The sequence below is a fragment of the Agromyces sp. SYSU T00194 genome (genome assembly GCF_040496035.1).
Classification (GTDB): domain Bacteria; phylum Actinomycetota; class Actinomycetes; order Actinomycetales; family Microbacteriaceae; genus Agromyces; species Agromyces chitinivorans.
Genome location: NZ_JBEPJZ010000001.1, coordinates 750,173 through 766,170, shown reverse-complemented (window position 1 = coordinate 766,170; position 15,998 = coordinate 750,173). Strand labels below are relative to the sequence as shown.

The window sequence follows — 15,998 nt, the reverse complement described above, 5'->3', positions numbered from 1 at the left end:
AGCGCGGCCGCGGCGTCGCGGAGTCGTGCTCGCCGTGGAAGGATCGACCTCGGGGTGCTGCGGTCGAGCCCGTGGCCCGCGAGCGAGGGGAGTCGGCCATGAAGACGCTCATCCTGGTGCGGCACGCGAAGTCCGACTGGGGCGACGCACGCCTCGACGACCACGAGCGTCCGCTGAACGATCGGGGCCGGCGGGATGCCCCCGAGATGGGCCGGAGGCTCGCCGAACGCGGGGTCGTGCCCGATGCGATCCGGTCGAGCACCGCGGTGCGGGCGCGCACGACCGCGGCCGCGCTGGCCGAGGTGCTCGGCGTGGGCGCGGACCGCCTGGTGCTGGAGGAGCGGCTCTACGGGGCATCCGCCGCCGTGCTCAGGCTCGTCGCCGAGGAGTTCGACGAGTCGGTGAGTACGGGCATGATCGTGGCCCACGATCCCGGTATGTCCGACCTGGCATACGCACTGTCGGGTTCGATCGGCCGCATGCCGACCTGCGCGGTCGCCGAGTTCGACTTCGACGTGGCGCACTGGGCCGAGACGGTCGCGGCGGTGCCGGTCGACGTGCGCCTCGACACCCCGAAGGGCTGAGCCGCTAGGCCAGTGAGCCGTCCTTCCAGACGCGCCGCACGAGGGGCACGCCCGGGCGGTACGCCAGGTGCACGTGGCTCGGCGCGGCGAGCTCGACGAGGTCGGCCCGGGCCCCCGCACGGATGACACCGACATCGTCGCGGCGCAGCGCGGCGGCACCGCCCGCGGTCGACGCGTGCACGGCCTCGCCCGGGGTCATGCCCATCTCGCGCACTGCGACCGCGATGCAGAACGGCATCGAGCTGGTGAAGCTCGACCCCGGGTTGCAGTCGCTCGCGAGGGCCACGCGCGCGCCCGTGTCGATGAGGCGCCGCGCGTCGGGGTACGGCTGCCGGGTCGAGAACTCGACGCCGGGCAGCAGGGTGGCCACGGTGTCGGATGCCGCGAGGGCGGCCACGTCCGCATCGGACAGGTAGGTGCAGTGGTCGACGGATGCCGCGCCGAGCTCGGTCGCGAGCCGCACGCCCTCGCCCGGGCCGAGCTGGTTGCCGTGCACGCGCACGCCGAGCCCGCGGGCCGCGCCCGCCTCCAGCACGCGCCGCGACTGCTCGGGCGTGAACGCCCCGCGCTCGCAGAACGCGTCGATCCAGCGCGCGTGGGGTGCGCAGGCGTCGAGCATCTCGCCGACGACGAGGTCGACGTAGTCGTCGGGGCGGTCGGCGTACTCGGCGGGCACCACGTGCGCGCCCAGGAACGTGACCTCCGGCGTGACCTCCGCGGCGAGACGGGCGAGCCGTTCCTCGTCGGCGACGGTCAGCCCGTAGCCCGTCTTCACCTCGAACGTCGTGGTGCCCTGGGCGCGCAGCTCGGCGACGAACCCGGCGAGCCGTGCGCGCAGCGCGTCGTCGCTCGCGGCGCGCGTCGCCGCGACGGTCGAGCGGATGCCCCCCGCCTCGTACGCACGCCCGGCCATGCGGGCCGCGAACTCGTCGGCCCGGTCGCCGCCGAACACGAGGTGCGTGTGCGCGTCGACGAACCCCGGCAGGAGGCATCCGCCCGCCAGGTCGACCACCTCGACGGGGTCGTCCCAGAGCTCGCGGTGCTCCTCGCCCTCCTCGTGATCGTCGCGCCCGGGATGCCGGGAGATGCGCTCGCGCGCGTGCGTGTCGGCGCCGACCCAGGCGATGCGGTCGCCGTCGACGAGCACCGCGGCATCGCGCACGATGCCGAGTGGCCCGCCCTCGCGGCCCGGCGCCGGGTCGTTGGTGACCAGCTCCCCGATGCCGACCAGCAGCATGCGATCGCGGCTCATCGCCGCCCCCTCCCCGCCCTCGCGGTGCCGAGACCCGTCAAGAAAGTGCGGAATGCGGGCCCAGAGCGCAGGAAATCGACGGGTCTAGGTGGCACGCTGCGCGAGACCCGTCGAAATGGTGCGGAATGGGGGCTGAGAGCGCAGGGAATTGACGGGTCTGGGAAGAGGGCGGGCACGGCCACGGGGATCACGCGTCCAGCATGGGGACGCGCAGGCCGCGCTCGCGCGCGACCTCGACGGCGCGGTCGTAGCCGGCGTCGACGTGGCGCATCACGCCCGTGCCGGGGTCGTTGACGAGCACCCGTGCGATCTTCTCGGCGGCGAGGTCGGTGCCGTCGGCGACCACGACCTGCCCGGCGTGGATCGACCGGCCGATGCCGACGCCGCCACCGTGGTGGATCGACACCCAGGTCGCGCCCGACGCGGTGTTCAGGAGGGCGTTCAGCAGCGGCCAGTCGGCGATCGCGTCGGAGCCGTCGGCCATCGCCTCCGTCTCGCGGTAGGGCGAGGCGACCGACCCCGAGTCGAGGTGGTCGCGGCCGATCACGACCGGCGCCGACAGCTCGCCGGAGGCGACCATCTCGTTGAACTTCAGCCCCGCGAGGTGCCGCTCCTGGTAGCCCAGCCAGCAGATGCGCGCGGGGAGCCCCTCGAAGTGCACCTGCTCGCCGGCGTGCTCGATCCATCGGCGCAGGTGCGCGTCGTGGGGGAACAGCTCGAGGATCGCGCGGTCGGTCGCGGCGATGTCGGCCGGGTCGCCCGAGAGCGCCGCCCAGCGGAACGGCCCCTTGCCCTCGGCGAACAGCGGCCGGATGTAGGCGGGCACGAAGCCGGGGAAGGCGAACGCCCGGTCGTACCCGCCGAGCTCCGCCTCCCGGCGGATCGAGTTGCCGTAGTCGAACACCTCGGCGCCGGCGTCCTGAAAACCGACCATCGCGGCCACGTGCTTCGCCATCGAGGCGCGCGCCCGCTCGGTGAAGCCCTCGGGGTCGGATGCCGCGAGCTCGTGCCACTCCTCGACCGACACGCCCTCCGGCAGGTACGAGAGGGGGTCGTGCGCACTGGTCTGGTCGGTCACGATGTCGATCGGCACGCCCTCGGCGAGCAGCTCGTCGAACACGGTCGCCGCGTTGCCGACGACGCCCACCGACAGCGCCTCGCCCGCGGCCTTCGCGTCGAGCACGCGCGCGACCGCGGCGTCGAGCGACGGCGCGACCTCGTGCAGGTACCCGTGCTCGACCCGGCGGCGCAGGCGCGTCTCGTCGACGTCGACGATGAGCACGGCGCCGCCGTTCATGGTGACCGCCAGCGGCTGCGCGCCGCCCATGCCGCCGCACCCGGCGGTGAGGGTGAGGGTGTGCGCCAGCGAGGCATCCGTCACGTGCACCGACGCGTCGAGCCCCTCGGCGAGAGCCCGGCGGGCGGCGATCGAGCGGGCGACGGCGCCGAACGTCTCGTAGGTGCCCTGCAGGATGCCCTGCGTGCCGATGTAGATCCACGAGCCGGCGGTCATCTGCCCGTACATCGTGAGCCCGAGCTGCTCGAGGCGGCGGAACTCGGGCCACGTCGCCCAGTCGCCCACGAGGTTCGAGTTCGCGATGAGCACGCGCGGTGCCCACTCGTGCGTGCGGAACACGCCCACGGGCTTGCCCGACTGCACGAGCAGCGTCTCGTCGTCGGCGAGGTCGCGGAGCGTGTCGACGATCGCGTCGAACGCCGCCCAGCTGCGCGCGGCCCGGCCCGTGCCGCCGTAGACGACCAGGTCGTCGGGGCGCTCGGCGACCTCGGGGTCGAGGTTGTTCATGAGCATGCGCAGCGGCGCCTCGGTCTGCCAGCTGCGCGCGGTGCGCTCGGTGCCGCGCGCGGCGCGCACGGTGCGCGGCCCGTGGGCCGGGGCGGCACCGGATGCCTCGTGACGGTCGGATGCGGCGGGGGCGGCGTCGCCCGCGGGTGCCTCGGAGACGGCGTGATCGGTCATGATCCGATCCCACACCGGGCACCCCGGCCCGACAAGGCGGATGCCCCGTCAGTCGTCCGGGATCCCGGACGCACGGCCTCAGCCCCCGAGGTTCCCGAGGAAGGCCGAGCCGAGCAGCACGCCGCGCGCCTCCATGAACGGCACCGCGTCGATCGCCGTGTTCTCGAGGCGCACCTCGTAGTGCAGGTGGCATCCGGTGGAGGCGCCCGTGCTGCCGACCGCGGCGATCGTCTGGCCCGCGTCGACCTCGTCGCCGGGCTGCACCAGGGTCGAGCCGGTCGCGAGGTGCGCGTACCCCGTCGAGACGCCGTCGCCGTGCTGAATCAGGACCCAGTTGCCATACGTGCCGTTCGGGCCGACCTGCACCACGATGCCGTCCGTCGCGGCGAACACCGGGCTGCCGCACGCGTTGGCGAGGTCGGTGCCGCGGTGGAAGTCCTGCACGCTCGGCAGCGGCTTGTTCGGCCGGTGACCGAAGCCGTCGGTGATGTAGCCGCCGGCCGGGGCCGACCAACCCTGGTCGCTCAGCTGCCCGGAGTCGGTGGGGAGGTTCTCGAACGCGTACGCGGTCGTCGCGCCGGCCAGCACCACCTCGTTCTCGGCCTCGTCCATGGCCTCGCGGGCGGCGTCGACCGCGTCCTCAGCGGCCGCCACCGCGTCCTGCGCGTCTGCGACGGCCTGGCGCAGCTGGATGACACCGACGGCGCTGACGGCGTCGCGCGCGGCATCCGCCCGCTCCTGCGCCCGGTCTGCCGCGGCACGCGTCGAGGCGGCGAGCTCCGACAGCCCCTCGATGTCGGCGGAGAGGTCGGAGACGCGGTCGAGCGACGCGAGCCCGCCGAGCAGGTCGGACTCGGTGTCGAACAGCACGTCGAGCGTGCCGGCCTGGGTGTCGAGGCTGCCGCGCACCGCGCGCAGGTACATGCCCGCGACCTCGTCGGCGACCTGCGCCGCGGCGTCCGCCTCGTTCTGCAGCTGCAGCGCGACGGCCTCGGCGCGGTCCTGCTCGACGAGGCCGGCGGCCAGCGCGTCACGTGCGTCGGCGAGGGCCTGGCGTGCGTCGACGAGGCGCTCCTGCGCGGCGAGCAGTGCGGGCGACGGTCCCGACGTGGCGGCCGTCACCGCGCCGCCGAACAGCAGCGGGGTCGTGAAGTACGACCCGTAGGTCGCGTACGTGTACGAGTAGGGCGTGGCGGTCGGACTCGGCGACGGCGACGAGGTGGGGCTCGGGGTCGCCGTCTTGGTCGGGGTGGGCGTCGGCGTGGACGTGCCGGTCGGCGTCGAGGTGGGCGTCGGCGTGCCCGTCGGCTCCGGGGTGGACGTGGGCTCCGGGGTGGACGTGGGCTCCGGCGTCGTCGTCGGTTCCGGCTCCGTGGTCGGGGTGGGGGTGCCGGTCGGTTCCGGCTCCGCCGTCGCGGTCGGCGAGGGTTCGGTGGTCGGCGTCGGCGTGCTCGTCGGCTCGGGCGCCGTGGTCTCGGCCGTGGCGGTCTCGGTGGGGGTCGGCGTGGGCGTCGGAGTCGACTCCGCCTGGGTGGACTCCGTCTGGGTGGTCTCGGTGCCCGTGGCGTCCTCGGCCGCCGCGATCGGAGCGCCGACGAGCACGAGTGCGGCGACCGCCAGGCCGGCCGTGACGGGCAGCGCCTTCCGGCCAGCCCTCAGCCGGCGGGATGCGTCGCCTTCATCGAGTGCCACGGTGCACGTCCACCTATCCGTCGATTCGGGGAACCGATGCTCGCCAGTCTCCCACCCGTCGCGTGGGGACACAATGGGGGAGTCCGCCGAACGGAACGCGGGTCCGGCGGCAGCGCGGCGGGCACGGCCCGGGCACCGCCGCTGCCGCAGCCTGGCTCAGTCGAGCGCGCCGACCGCCCCGGCGGCGGCCCGCCCGACCGCACCGTCGGCCACGAGCCGCACGACCGCCTCGATCTCGGGGGCGAGGTGCCGGTCGGGTCCGGGCGCTGGCACGACGCCCGCGACGAGGTCGACGACCGCGCCGGTGCCGGCGCCGGGCCGCAGCGGGGCGCGCAGCGTGATGCCGCGGGCGGCCGTCATGACCTCGATCGCGAGCACGCGCGAGAGCCCGTCGAGCGCGCGCCGCAGCTTGCGCGCGGCCGCCCAGCCCATCGACACGTGGTCCTCCTGCATCGCCGACGACGGGATCGAGTCGACCGACGCGGGCACCGCGAGGCGCTTCAGCTCCGACACGATGCCCGCAGCCGTGTACTGGGCGATCATGAGCCCCGAGTCGACGCCCACCTCGTGCGCGAGGAAGGGCGGCAGCCCGTGGTTGCGCGCCCGGTCGAGGAACCGGTCGGTGCGCCGTTCGCTCATCGACGCGACATCGGCGACGGCGATCGCGAGGAAGTCGAGCACGTAGGCGACGGGCGCCCCGTGGAAGTTGCCGTTGGACTCGACCCGCCCGTCGGGTGTCAGCACCGGGTTGTCGATCGCGCTCGCGAGCTCGGCGGCGGCGACGGATGCCGCGTGCGCGAGCGTGTCGCGGGCCGCACCGTGCACCTGGGGGGCGCACCGCAGCGAGTAGGCGTCCTGCACGCGCGTGCACTCGGGGCCGCGGTGGCTCGCGACGATGGGGGAGCCGGCGAGCAGCGCCCGCAGGTTCGCGGCGGATGCGGCCTGGCCGGCCTGCGGGCGCAGGCGCTGGAGGTCGTCGGCGAAGACGGCGTCGGTGCCGAGCAGCCCCTCGACGCTCATGGCCGCGGCGACGTCGGCGGTGACGAGCAGGGCGCGCAGGTCGTGGATCGCGAGCGCGAGCATGCCGAGCATGCCGTCGGTGCCGTTGATGAGGGCGAGGCCCTCCTTCTCGCGCAGCACGAGCGGGGCGATGCCGGCGGCCTCGAGGGCGGATGCGGCGGGGACGCGTGCGCCGGAGGCATCCGTCACCTCGCCCTCGCCGAGCGTCGCGAGCGCCACGTGCGACAGGGGTGCCAGGTCGCCCGAGCACCCGAGCGACCCGAACTCGTGCACGACGGGCGTGAGCCGTGCGTTCAGGAGCGCCGCGTAGGTCTCGCACACGACGGCGCGCACGCCGGTGCGGGCGGTCATGAGCGTCGACAGGCGCAGCACGGTCAGGGCGCGCACGACCTCGCGCTCGACCTCGGGGCCGGAGCCCGCCGCGTGCGAGCGCACGAGGCTCGCCTGCAGCTGGGCGCGGCGATCACCCGCGATGAACGTGGTCGCGAGCGCGCCGAACCCCGTCGAGATGCCGTAGTGCGGCTCGGGGTCGGCGGCGAGGCCGTCGACGAGTGCGCGGCTCGCCGCCACCTCGGCGAGTGCGGCGGGGTCGAGCGTCACGCGGGCGTCGTGGCGGGCGACCGCGACGACCTCGTCGATCGTGAGCGGGCCGGTGCCGACGACGACCTCGGCGGGCGGGGCGGCGGCCGCGTCGGGGGCCGGGTGGGCGGATGCCGCCGGGTCGGCGGCGACCGCGGCGGTCGGAGTGGTGCGCATGCTCCGATCCAACCTCGCCGGGAGGCATCCGTCAGCGCCCCTGGAGTAGCCTCAGTCTGTGATCCCGGACGACCCCCGTGGGCCGAAGGTGCCGGCGGCGGATGCCACGCTGCGCATCCTGTCGCACCTGGCGACGCTGCGCGGGCCGGCGCCCGCCGCGGCCATCGCGTCGGCGCTCGACCTGCCGCGCTCGAGCGTCTACCACCTGCTCGCGACCCTCGTCGAGCACGGCTACGTCGTGCACCTGCCCGAGGCGCGCCGCTACGGCCTCGGCGTCGCCGCATTCGAGCTGAGCTCGGGCTTCAGCCGGCAGCAGCCGCTCGCCCGGCTCGGTGCGCCGCTCGTCGCCGGGCTCGTCGACGCCGCCGGCGAGAGCGGTCACCTCGCGGTGCTGCACGGCCGCGACGTGCTCTACCTCGTCGAGGAGCGCGCGCCGCGCCGCCCGTCGCTCGTCTCCGACGTGGGCGTGCGGCTGCCCGCCCACCTCACGGCGACCGGCCGGGCGATGCTCGCCGCGCTCCCCTCGGCGCAGGTGCGGGCGCTGTACCCCGACGCGGCCGCCTTCGCGCCGGGCGCCGCCGGCGACGAGGCATCCGCCCCCTGGGGCCTGCGCCGCCTGCGCGGGGTGCTGGCGACCGTGCGCGAGCAGGGCTACGCCGCCGAGGACGGCGAGGTCACGGCGGGTCTCGGCTCGGTCGGCGTCGCGGTGCTCGACCACCTCGGCTGGCCGGCGGCGGCCGTCGCGGTCACCTTCCCGGCCGACCGGGTCGACGCGGCGCGGCGCAGCGAGCTCGTCGCCGAGGTCGATCGCGCGGCGACCGAGCTGTCGCGGCGCATCCGGGGCATCGGGCACCGGGCGGCGCCGCGCGACGCCGACGCCGACGCCGACGCGACCTGAGCGCGGCGGGTTCGACGCGCGGCCGGGCGTCGGCTCGTCGGTCAGGTCGCCCGCTGCAGCCACGGGTGCAGCGCCCGCGTGACCCAGGGCAGCACGAAGTAGGTCATGAGCGGCGTCAGCACGAGGGTGAGCGCCAGCGAGTGCAGCCAGATCGGCAGCGCGTCCCAGCCGGGGATGCCGGCCACGAGGTAGGCGAACACGACGTTCACGGGGAAGAAGCCGAGCCAGATGGTGACGGCCTGCTTCCACCGCGGCGGCGCGGCCGGCACGGTCTCGACGCGTCCCGTGTCGCCGTCGACCGGCGTCGACCCCGTCGTCGGCTCGTCGAACCAGCCCTCGATGCCGGTACGGCGCGTGCTGCGCTCCGAGCGGATGAGCCCCTCCCCGGTCGAGAGCCACCACGCGCGCTCCGACGACTGCTCCCACGCGTCGAGCGTCCGCTCGCTCGTGAACCGGTAGAGCATGTGCCACACCTGCGAGTCCTCGCCGGCGCGGATCCAGCCCGAGCCGAGGAAGCCCGGGTAGCGGTTGGCGAGGTTCACGCCCGCCTGCACCCAGGCGGTCACCTCGGGGATGCGGTCGGGGTCGACCTCGCGTCGGATCGAGACGGTGACGGGAGCGGTGGCCATGCCTCCATTGCACCGCACCCACGTGTCGGGCGCGTGTCGGGCGGGTGCGCGCCTACCCGACGCCGCCGGATGCGAGCCAGAGGCCGAGCCCGAAGACGCCGGCGTTCACGACGATGCCGACGAGGGGGAGCCAGCGGGCGCCGCGTCGGCGGAGCATCCGCACCGCAGTCCAGATCACGACCACGAGCGCGACGAGCCACGGGCCGAAGATCGCCAGCAGCGACGCCCACCCGATCAGCTGCCGGTCGCACGCCGCCTCGGTGACGCAGTCCTCGGTGAACGACGGCAGGAACAGGCCGAGCACGCTCAGGCCGGCGGTGACCAGGAGGAACAGCACGAGCAGGAGCAGCGTCGCGATGACGCGGCCCGCGCCGGGGCGCCCGCCCGACGCATCCGTCGTCGTGGTGTCCTCGGTCGTCGACTCCGCCATGTGCGCCCCTCCGGCCGCGATCGGATGCCGCGTGCCGGCGCCACTGTAGTGGTGGGAGTGCCCGCCGGTCCGTGTTCTTCCACAGGTGTCGGATTTCAGTCGGCCGCGGCGTCCTTCGCGGCCTCCTGGGCGGCGAGCTCGGCGCGTCGACGCGCCGCCTTCGCGCTGCGCGCCGACGCGAGCCGGAACTCGATCGCGCGGGCCACGTCGTCGCGCACCTGCTGCGCGGTCTTCTCGATGCCCGACCGGTCGCGCAGCGGCAGCTGCACGGCGACCTCGGACTCCACGCCCATCTGCAGCTCGCGCGCCCGCTCGAGCTCGGTGTCGAGCTCGGCGCCGACGAGCACGGCGAGGTTCGAGATCCACATCCAGAGCAGGAAGACGATCACGCCGCCGAGCACGCCGTAGGTGGCGTCGTAGTTGGCGAAGTTCGACACGTAGATGCCGAAGCCGAACGACGCGAGCCCCCAGGCCGCGATCGCGAGGAACGCCCCCACGCTCAGGATGCGGAACCGCTGCCGCACGTTCGGGGTGGCGTAGTAGAGGATCGCGATCGCGATCACCGCGATCACCGCGAGGGCCGGAAGCTTCACGGCGTTCCAGATCGCGACCGATGCCTCCGACATGCCGACCACCGCGCCGAGCGACTCGGCGATCGGGCCGGAGATCACCAGCAGCAGGCCCGCGCTCGCGGCCAGCACCACGACGACGACCGTCACCAGCAGCATCTGCGGGCGGAGCTTCCAGAACGCGCGCCCCTCCTCGACGCCGAGGATGCGGTTCATGCTGCGGCCGAACGCGCCGACGTACCCCGATGCCGACCAGAGCGCGCCGACGAGGCCGACGACGAACGTCCAGCCGGCCGCCGGGGACGCGGTGAGGCCCTCGATCGGGCCGCGCACCGCGTCGATGATGCCGGCGCCGCCGAGCTCCTCGACCAGGTCGAACGCGGCGTCGGTGGTCTCGTCGGCCTGGCCGACGATGCCGAGCAGCGACACGATCGCGAGCAGGCCCGGGAAGAGCGCGAGCACGGCGAAGTAGGTCATGCCCGCGGCGAGGTCGGTGCAGCGGTCGCGCGAGAACTGCCGCACGGTGCGCCCGAGCGCCAGCTTCCACGCCGGCCAGGTCAGCCGGCGCGGCCCGCCGCGGGAGCCGAGCACCGCGGCCGCCGCGTCGGCCTGTGCGCGGTCGCGCCCCTGCACGAGGGCGTCGACCACGTCCTGGGTGGTGGCGGATGCCTCCTCCGCGGACGCGCCCTCGGCGGCATCCGCTCGCTGCCTGCGTCGACCGAACATGCTCGCTCCCTCCCGGGCACCCCGCCGGGCGGCCCGCGAACCACGTCCTCTCGAGCGTAGGCGAGGGTGCCGATGCCCGCAGGGGGTTGCGCCGAGGCGGCCCGGCCGTCAGTAGTCGACCGGATCGCGCGAGATCGGGCAGGTCATGCAGTGCCCGCCGCCGCGACCGCGGCCGAGCTCGGCGCCGACGATCTCGATCACCTCGACGCCCTCGTTGCGCAGCAGCTCGTTCGTGTAGGTGTTGCGGTCGTAGGTGAACACGACGCCGGGCTCGACCGCGACGGCGTTGTTGCCGCTGTCCCACTGCTGGCGCTCCCCCGCGTACCAGCCGCCGCCGGGTTCGACCGCGCGCAGCTTCGGCAGCCCGAGCGAGGAGGCGACGACGTCGATGAACGGCGCGCGCTCCTCGGTCACCTCGAGCCCACCGGCATCCGCGGGCCTGAGGGAGAAGGTGTGGATGCCGTCGACGATGTCGGGGTAGTACGTGACCAGGTCGCGGTCGGCGAACGTGAACACGGTGTCGAGGTGCATGGCCGCGCGCAGCTTCGGCATGCCGGCGACGACCACCCGTTCGGCCGCACCGGCCGCGAACAGCCGCTCGGCGACCGCGGTGATCGCCTGCCGCGACGTGCGCTCGCTCATGCCGATGAGCACCACGCCGTTGCCGACGGGCATCACGTCGCCGCCCTCGAGGGTCGCGCGGCCCCAGTCGGTCTCGGCGTCGCCCCACCAGATGGTGTTGCCCGTGTACCCGGGGTGGAACTGGTAGATCGCCTGCATGAGCAGCGTCTCGCCGTGGCGCGCGGGCCAGTAGAGCGGGTTGAGGGTGAGGCCGCCGTAGATCCAGCACGTGGTGTCGCGCGTGTAGATCGTGTTCGGCAGCGGCGCCATGAGGTACTCGGTGAGGCCGGCCGACTCGCGCACCAGTGCGAGCTCGGGGGAGCGGAACGCGTCGGGCAGGTCGCGGGTGGAGAGGCCGCCGATGAGGTACTCGGTGAGCACCGGGTCGGCGAGCGTGTCGAGGAACGCGCGGGTATCGGCGACGAGGCCCGAGCCGACCTCGGCGGTCGTGATCTTGCGGTCGAGCAGCCAGTCGCGGGCGCCCGGCACGCCGAGCGTCTCGGTGAGCAGGTCGTGCAGCTCGATCACCTCGACGCCGCGCGCCTCGAGCTTGTCGACGAAGTCGGCGTGGTCGCGCTGGGCGTTCTGCACCCAGAGCACGTCGTCGAAGAGCAGTGCGTCGCTGTTGCTCGGGGTGAGGCGTTCGTGCCCGAGCCCGGGCCGGCAGACGAGCACCTTGTGGAGCCGTCCGACCTCGGAGTGTACTCCGTACGACGTGTCCGACATGCTGCGTCCCCTCCCGGAGCCGTGCGGGCGCGAACTCCGTCTCGGCGCCGTCGCGATCTCGGGCGGTGTCTCGTGTCTAGCGCATGTGGCGTGCCGTGCTCAAGGACCTCGCCGTGCCGCGCGGAACGTGCAGCACCGCGCGACGCGTCGTGGCGCTGTACGCATCCGCGGCGGAACGCGCCGCTGCGCAGGTGCGCGGGAGGGCGGGCGGATGCCCCGGGGCGGCGCGTCAGCGCGGGCAGTGCACCATCGTCCTGGGGCCGGAGCGGTCGATGCGGTGACCGCTCATGGCGGCGCCGCAGAGCGGGCACGGACGCTCGGCGCTGGGCGGCGGCGGCTCCGTCTCGTACGGACCGACGGATGCCGGCCCGGCGACGCGCACCAGCCAGCGGTTGAACCACCAGTACCAGCCGCCGGCCGCGCGGACGCGTTCGCGGAGTGGGGGTCGCGTCGGGTCCGAGTTCTTGAGGGTCACAATGATGAGTGTACGAACTAATAGCGGTACGATCAATCCGTGACCGACCGGCCCGCGCCCGACGACCTGCTGAAGCTCGACAACCAGGTCTGCTTCGCGCTCGTCACCGCGGCGCGCAACGTCGTCTCGATCTACCGCCCGGTGCTCGCCCCGCTCGGGCTCACGCACCCGCAGTACCTGGTCATGCTCGCGCTCTGGGAGCGCTCGCCGCGCTCCCTCACCGAACTCGCGGGCGAACTGGCGATGGAGCCGCCGACGCTCTCCCCGCTCGTGAAGCGCCTCGAGTCGCAGGGGCTCGTCGAGCGCCGCCGCCGTGCCAGCGACGAGCGCGTGCTCGACATCTCGCTCACCGCCGACGGCGTCGCGCTCCGCGAGCGTGCCGAACGCGTGCCCGAGCAGATCATGGAGCGCACGGGGATGAGCGTCGACGACCTCACCGCGCTGCGCGATGCGCTGGCCCCGTTCGCGGGTCGCCAGCACTGACCTCGCGCACGAGCGCGAAGGCGCGGTCGGCGAGGGCGGTCGCGTCGGCGTCGGCGGCGGTGGCGTCGGTGTCGGTGTCCGCGGCGGCGTCCTCCGCGTCCGTCGCGGCGGCGCCGGGCCGCACCCTCCCCGCCCCGTCCGCCTCGACCGGGCCGAACCGCTCGAGCTCCCACGCGTCGCGTGCGAGGTCGAGCCGGCCGCGCAGCGCGCCGGCCGCGGCGACCAGGCGCGCGGCGTGCGCCGGTTCCCGGTCCGCGAGCACCAGCGCGACCGTCTCGGCGGCCTCGGCGACGCCACCGAGCGACTCCGACTGGCGGGCCTCCGACGCCGACCGTGCGGCCTCGTCGAGCGCGTCGTCCGCGTCGCCGCCTGCGGCGAGGACCACCGCGGCGATGCGATGCGCCGTCATGCGCTGACGGAGCGGCACCGTGCCGCGATCGGCGTCGGCGAGCACGCCCGCGATGACCCGCCGCGCGGTCTCCAGGTCGCCGGACTCGGCGGCGACGAGCGCGCGCTCGACCCGCGCGAGCGTGGCATGGAAGACCGAGCCGACGCGCTCGAACGACGGGATCGTCGCATCGAGCTCGGCGGCGGCGAGGGCGTGGTCGCCGCGCAGGCGCGCGAGCAGCCCCTCGACGAAGCGGGCCCAGTGCGCTTCCGGGCCCGTGGGCACGGCCTCCGCCGCGGCCATCGCCGAGCGCGACTCGTGCGGCCGGCCCGCGTAGACCAGCACCACGGCGAGGTTGATCGACGTCATCGCGAACGCGGTCGGGTCCCGGTCGACCAGCAGGGCGAGCGCCCGATCGAGGTGCTCCCGCGCGGCGCGGTTGTCGCCGCGCTGCGCATGCGTGGAGCCGATCAGGTTCAGGGCGGCGGCCCGCGCGAGGGCGTCGTCGCGACGATCCGCCAGCGCGAGGGACGCGCCGGCGAGCGCGATCGTGTCGCCGTACGTGCCGCGGTGCCCGGCGAGCCACGCCTCCTGGAGGAGCAGTGCGCCGCGCCGCCGGTCATCGAGGCCCGCGGGCGCGCGGACCGCGCGGAGCATCCGCCGGCCCTCGTCGTACAGCCCGAACTCCTGCCAGTACCGGCCGAGCCCGAGCGCGGCGTCTGCCGCCAGGTCGTGCTCGCCCCGGCGCGCGAGGCTCTCGACCGCGACCAGGAGGTTGGGGCGGTCGGCACGGATGCGGGTGCGCCATGCGACCTGCTCGAAGCGACGGTGTCCCGCACCCGCCCCGGTGGCGAGCGCCGCGAACCAGTCGTCGCGTCGTGCGACGACCGCGTCGCGCTCGCCGGAGTCGGCCGCCAGGCGGGCGGCGAACTGGCGCACCGGCTCGAGCAGGCGGTACCGGGTCGTCGGGCCGCGCACCACCAGCACGAGGGACTTCTCGACGAGGCCGGCCATCGCCGGCTCGGTCGCGTCGGGGGCCCGGCCGAGCAGCGCGGCGGCGGCGTCGAGCCCGAACGGGCTTCGGAGCGCGCCGAGGGCGCGGAGGAGCCGCTGCTCGTCGGCCTCGAGCAGCGCGAAGCTCCAGTCGAGCGCGGCGCCGAGGGTGCGGTGGCGCGGCAGGGCGGTGCGCGATCCGACGCCGAGCGCGGTGAAGAGGTCGTCGAGGCGGGCGGCGAGCTCGGTCACGTCGAGGGTGCGCAGGCGCACCGCGGCGAGCTCGATCGCGAGCGGGATGCCGTCGAGCGCCCGCGTGATGCGCGTGATGCCCGGGGCGTTGTCGGCGGTCAGCACGAAGCCCGGCACGGCGCTCCGGCTGCGCTCGACGAAGAGGGCGACCGCGGGGACGTCGGCGATCCGCGCCACGGGGTCGTCCGGCGCGTCCGCGCCGCCGGCCGATGCACCGGCGCCCGGAGCGGAGGTCGCGACCGGGTCGCTCGCCGGCATTCGCTCGGGCACCGCGAGCGAGGGCACGGTGAACACCTGCTCGCCCGGCACCCGCAGCGCCTCGCGGCTGGTCGCGAGCACGCGCAGGCCGGCGCAGTCGCGCAGCAGGGCCTGCGCGTGCGACGCGGCCGCCTCCACGACGTGCTCGCAGTTGTCGAGCACGAGCAGCGCGGCCCGGTCGCCGAGCACGCGATGCAGCGCCCCGGCCGGATCCTCGTGCGCCCACGGGCCGAGCCCCAGCGCACGCGTCATGATGCCCGCGACGTCGGCCGGTCCGTCGGCGGCGACGAGGTCGACGAACCAGACCCGGTCTGCGAACGCCTGACGCGCACGGGCGCCGGCCTCGGTGGCCAGGCGCGTCTTGCCGCATCCGCCCGGCCCCACCAGCGTCACCAGGCGCCGACCGCGGAGGAGGTCGGACAGGGCGTCGAGCTCGCGCTCGCGGCCGATGAACGCGTCGACCGGCGCGGGCAGGGCGTGCGGCGGGTCGGGATGCGCGTCGGGAGCGACCTCGCCGCGCAGCTCGGCCTCGAGCGCGAGCAGCTCGGGGCCGGGCGCGAGCCCGCCGTCGCCCAGGGCGGCGCGGGCGCGACCCACCATGCGGAGGGCGTCGACCGCGCCCCGGGCCCGCCGGGCCGCTCGTGCCGCCGCCACCCAGAGCCCCTCGTGCAGCCGGTCGTCGCGGAGCACCGCCTGCAGCACGGCCGGCGGCTCGTCGGCGCGTCCCGCCTCGGTCGCGAGCTCGGCCCAGCGCACGAGGGCCTCGCGCCGCAGCTCCTGCAGGTGGTCGCGCGCGTCGAGCGCGAAGTCGGCGTAGGGGAATGCGGCGAGCGGGGCGTCGGTCCAGAGGGCGAGGGCGCGCTCCAGCGTCGCCAGCGCGCCGTCGGCGTCGGTCGCACCGAGTCCGGCGGCCGCGAGGTCCTCGAAGCACGCGAGGTCGACCGACTCGCGCGGGACCTCGAGGGCGTATCCGCCGGCGCGCGTCGCGACGACGTCGCGCATCCCGGCGGCGGTGAGCGCGGCGCGCAGCCGCGAGACCGCGACGCGCAGGGCGTGCTCGGCCTCGCCCGGGGCATCCGCGCCCCACAGCTCATCGACGAGGCGATCGACGCCCACGGCCGCGCCGGGCCGCAGCGCGAGCATCGCGAGGATCGCCGCCGAGCGCCCGGCTCCCAGCGCGGTGCCGGCCCCGTCACCGACGGCGACCGCTCCGAACAGGCGCACCAGCATCGGGGCGACTGTACCGCGCGGCGGCGGCCCGCGACCCG

Annotated in this window: 13 protein-coding genes; 3 read left to right on the top strand and 10 right to left on the bottom strand. The window is 75.2% G+C overall.

What is annotated here, in order from left to right:
• The first annotated feature begins 98 nt into the window (after positions 1 to 98).
• Positions 99 to 584, top strand: coding sequence for a SixA phosphatase family protein (locus ABZK10_RS03495; RefSeq protein WP_353807801.1), 486 nt, complete (start codon positions 99 to 101; stop codon positions 582 to 584).
• Positions 585 to 588: 4 nt separating this feature from the next.
• On the opposite strand, the gene hutI is transcribed toward ABZK10_RS03495, so the two are convergent.
• The 4 genes from hutI to hutH all read right to left on the bottom strand — a co-directional run bounded on the left by hutI (position 589) and on the right by hutH (position 7,282).
• A complete protein-coding gene (gene hutI / locus ABZK10_RS03490) occupies positions 589 to 1,836 on the bottom strand; it encodes an imidazolonepropionase (protein WP_353807800.1) in 1,248 nt (415 codons plus the stop codon).
• Positions 1,837 to 2,023: 187 nt separating this feature from the next.
• A complete protein-coding gene (gene hutU / locus ABZK10_RS03485) occupies positions 2,024 to 3,814 on the bottom strand; it encodes a urocanate hydratase (protein ID WP_353807799.1) in 1,791 nt (596 codons plus the stop codon).
• Positions 3,815 to 3,892: 78 nt separating this feature from the next.
• On the bottom strand, positions 3,893 to 5,506 hold the full coding sequence (locus tag ABZK10_RS03480; protein WP_353807798.1) for a M23 family metallopeptidase: 1,614 nt from the start codon (positions 5,504 to 5,506) through the stop codon (positions 3,893 to 3,895).
• Positions 5,507 to 5,662: 156 nt separating this feature from the next.
• Positions 5,663 to 7,282 (bottom strand): histidine ammonia-lyase, encoded by a 1,620-nt coding sequence (gene hutH / locus ABZK10_RS03475; RefSeq protein ID WP_353807797.1) that lies wholly within the window; start codon positions 7,280 to 7,282, stop codon positions 5,663 to 5,665.
• A 61-nt stretch (positions 7,283 to 7,343) separates the two neighbouring features.
• Here hutH and ABZK10_RS03470 point away from each other — a divergent pair, with 61 nt between their 5' ends.
• On the top strand, positions 7,344 to 8,180 hold the full coding sequence (locus tag ABZK10_RS03470) for an IclR family transcriptional regulator (protein WP_353809592.1): 837 nt from the start codon (positions 7,344 to 7,346) through the stop codon (positions 8,178 to 8,180).
• A 41-nt stretch (positions 8,181 to 8,221) separates the two neighbouring features.
• On the opposite strand, the gene ABZK10_RS03465 is transcribed toward ABZK10_RS03470, so the two are convergent.
• The 5 genes from ABZK10_RS03465 to ABZK10_RS03445 all read right to left on the bottom strand — a co-directional run bounded on the left by ABZK10_RS03465 (position 8,222) and on the right by ABZK10_RS03445 (position 12,356).
• A complete protein-coding gene (locus ABZK10_RS03465) occupies positions 8,222 to 8,809 on the bottom strand; it encodes an antibiotic biosynthesis monooxygenase (protein WP_353807796.1) in 588 nt (195 codons plus the stop codon).
• Positions 8,810 to 8,861: 52 nt separating this feature from the next.
• Positions 8,862 to 9,239 (bottom strand): hypothetical protein, encoded by a 378-nt coding sequence (locus tag ABZK10_RS03460; protein WP_353807795.1) that lies wholly within the window; start codon positions 9,237 to 9,239, stop codon positions 8,862 to 8,864.
• A 95-nt stretch (positions 9,240 to 9,334) separates the two neighbouring features.
• Positions 9,335 to 10,534 (bottom strand): YihY/virulence factor BrkB family protein, encoded by a 1,200-nt coding sequence (locus ABZK10_RS03455; RefSeq protein WP_353807794.1) that lies wholly within the window; start codon positions 10,532 to 10,534, stop codon positions 9,335 to 9,337.
• 108 nt (positions 10,535 to 10,642) lie between these two features.
• Positions 10,643 to 11,881: an arginine deiminase gene (locus tag ABZK10_RS03450; RefSeq protein ID WP_353807793.1), complete on the bottom strand. Its 1,239-nt coding sequence runs from the start codon at positions 11,879 to 11,881 to the stop codon at positions 10,643 to 10,645.
• A 229-nt stretch (positions 11,882 to 12,110) separates the two neighbouring features.
• Positions 12,111 to 12,356 (bottom strand): hypothetical protein, encoded by a 246-nt coding sequence (locus ABZK10_RS03445; RefSeq protein ID WP_353807792.1) that lies wholly within the window; start codon positions 12,354 to 12,356, stop codon positions 12,111 to 12,113.
• A 39-nt stretch (positions 12,357 to 12,395) separates the two neighbouring features.
• Between ABZK10_RS03445 and ABZK10_RS03440 the strand changes: the two genes are divergently transcribed.
• Positions 12,396 to 12,839, top strand: coding sequence for a MarR family winged helix-turn-helix transcriptional regulator (locus tag ABZK10_RS03440; protein WP_353807791.1), 444 nt, complete (start codon positions 12,396 to 12,398; stop codon positions 12,837 to 12,839).
• Here the strand turns inward: ABZK10_RS03440 and ABZK10_RS03435 are convergent.
• Positions 12,790 to 15,960 (bottom strand): AfsR/SARP family transcriptional regulator, encoded by a 3,171-nt coding sequence (locus tag ABZK10_RS03435; protein WP_353807790.1) that lies wholly within the window; start codon positions 15,958 to 15,960, stop codon positions 12,790 to 12,792. The two genes, ABZK10_RS03440 and ABZK10_RS03435, sit on opposite strands and share 50 nt — an antisense overlap.
• Positions 15,961 to 15,998: the final 38 nt, after the last annotated feature.

Coding starts and splice junctions, on each gene's coding strand:
- ABZK10_RS03495 (WP_353807801.1), top strand. CDS start 99: ATGAAGACGCTCATCCTGGTGCGGCACGCGAAGTCCGACTGGGGCGAC.
- hutI (WP_353807800.1), bottom strand. CDS start 1,836: ATGAGCCGCGATCGCATGCTGCTGGTCGGCATCGGGGAGCTGGTCACC.
- hutU (WP_353807799.1), bottom strand. CDS start 3,814: ATGACCGATCACGCCGTCTCCGAGGCACCCGCGGGCGACGCCGCCCCC.
- hutH (WP_353807797.1), bottom strand. CDS start 7,282: ATGCGCACCACTCCGACCGCCGCGGTCGCCGCCGACCCGGCGGCATCC.
- ABZK10_RS03465 (WP_353807796.1), bottom strand. CDS start 8,809: ATGGCCACCGCTCCCGTCACCGTCTCGATCCGACGCGAGGTCGACCCC.
- ABZK10_RS03460 (WP_353807795.1), bottom strand. CDS start 9,239: ATGGCGGAGTCGACGACCGAGGACACCACGACGACGGATGCGTCGGGC.
- ABZK10_RS03455 (WP_353807794.1), bottom strand. CDS start 10,534: ATGTTCGGTCGACGCAGGCAGCGAGCGGATGCCGCCGAGGGCGCGTCC.
- ABZK10_RS03450 (WP_353807793.1), bottom strand. CDS start 11,881: ATGTCGGACACGTCGTACGGAGTACACTCCGAGGTCGGACGGCTCCAC.
- ABZK10_RS03435 (WP_353807790.1), bottom strand. CDS start 15,960: ATGCTGGTGCGCCTGTTCGGAGCGGTCGCCGTCGGTGACGGGGCCGGC.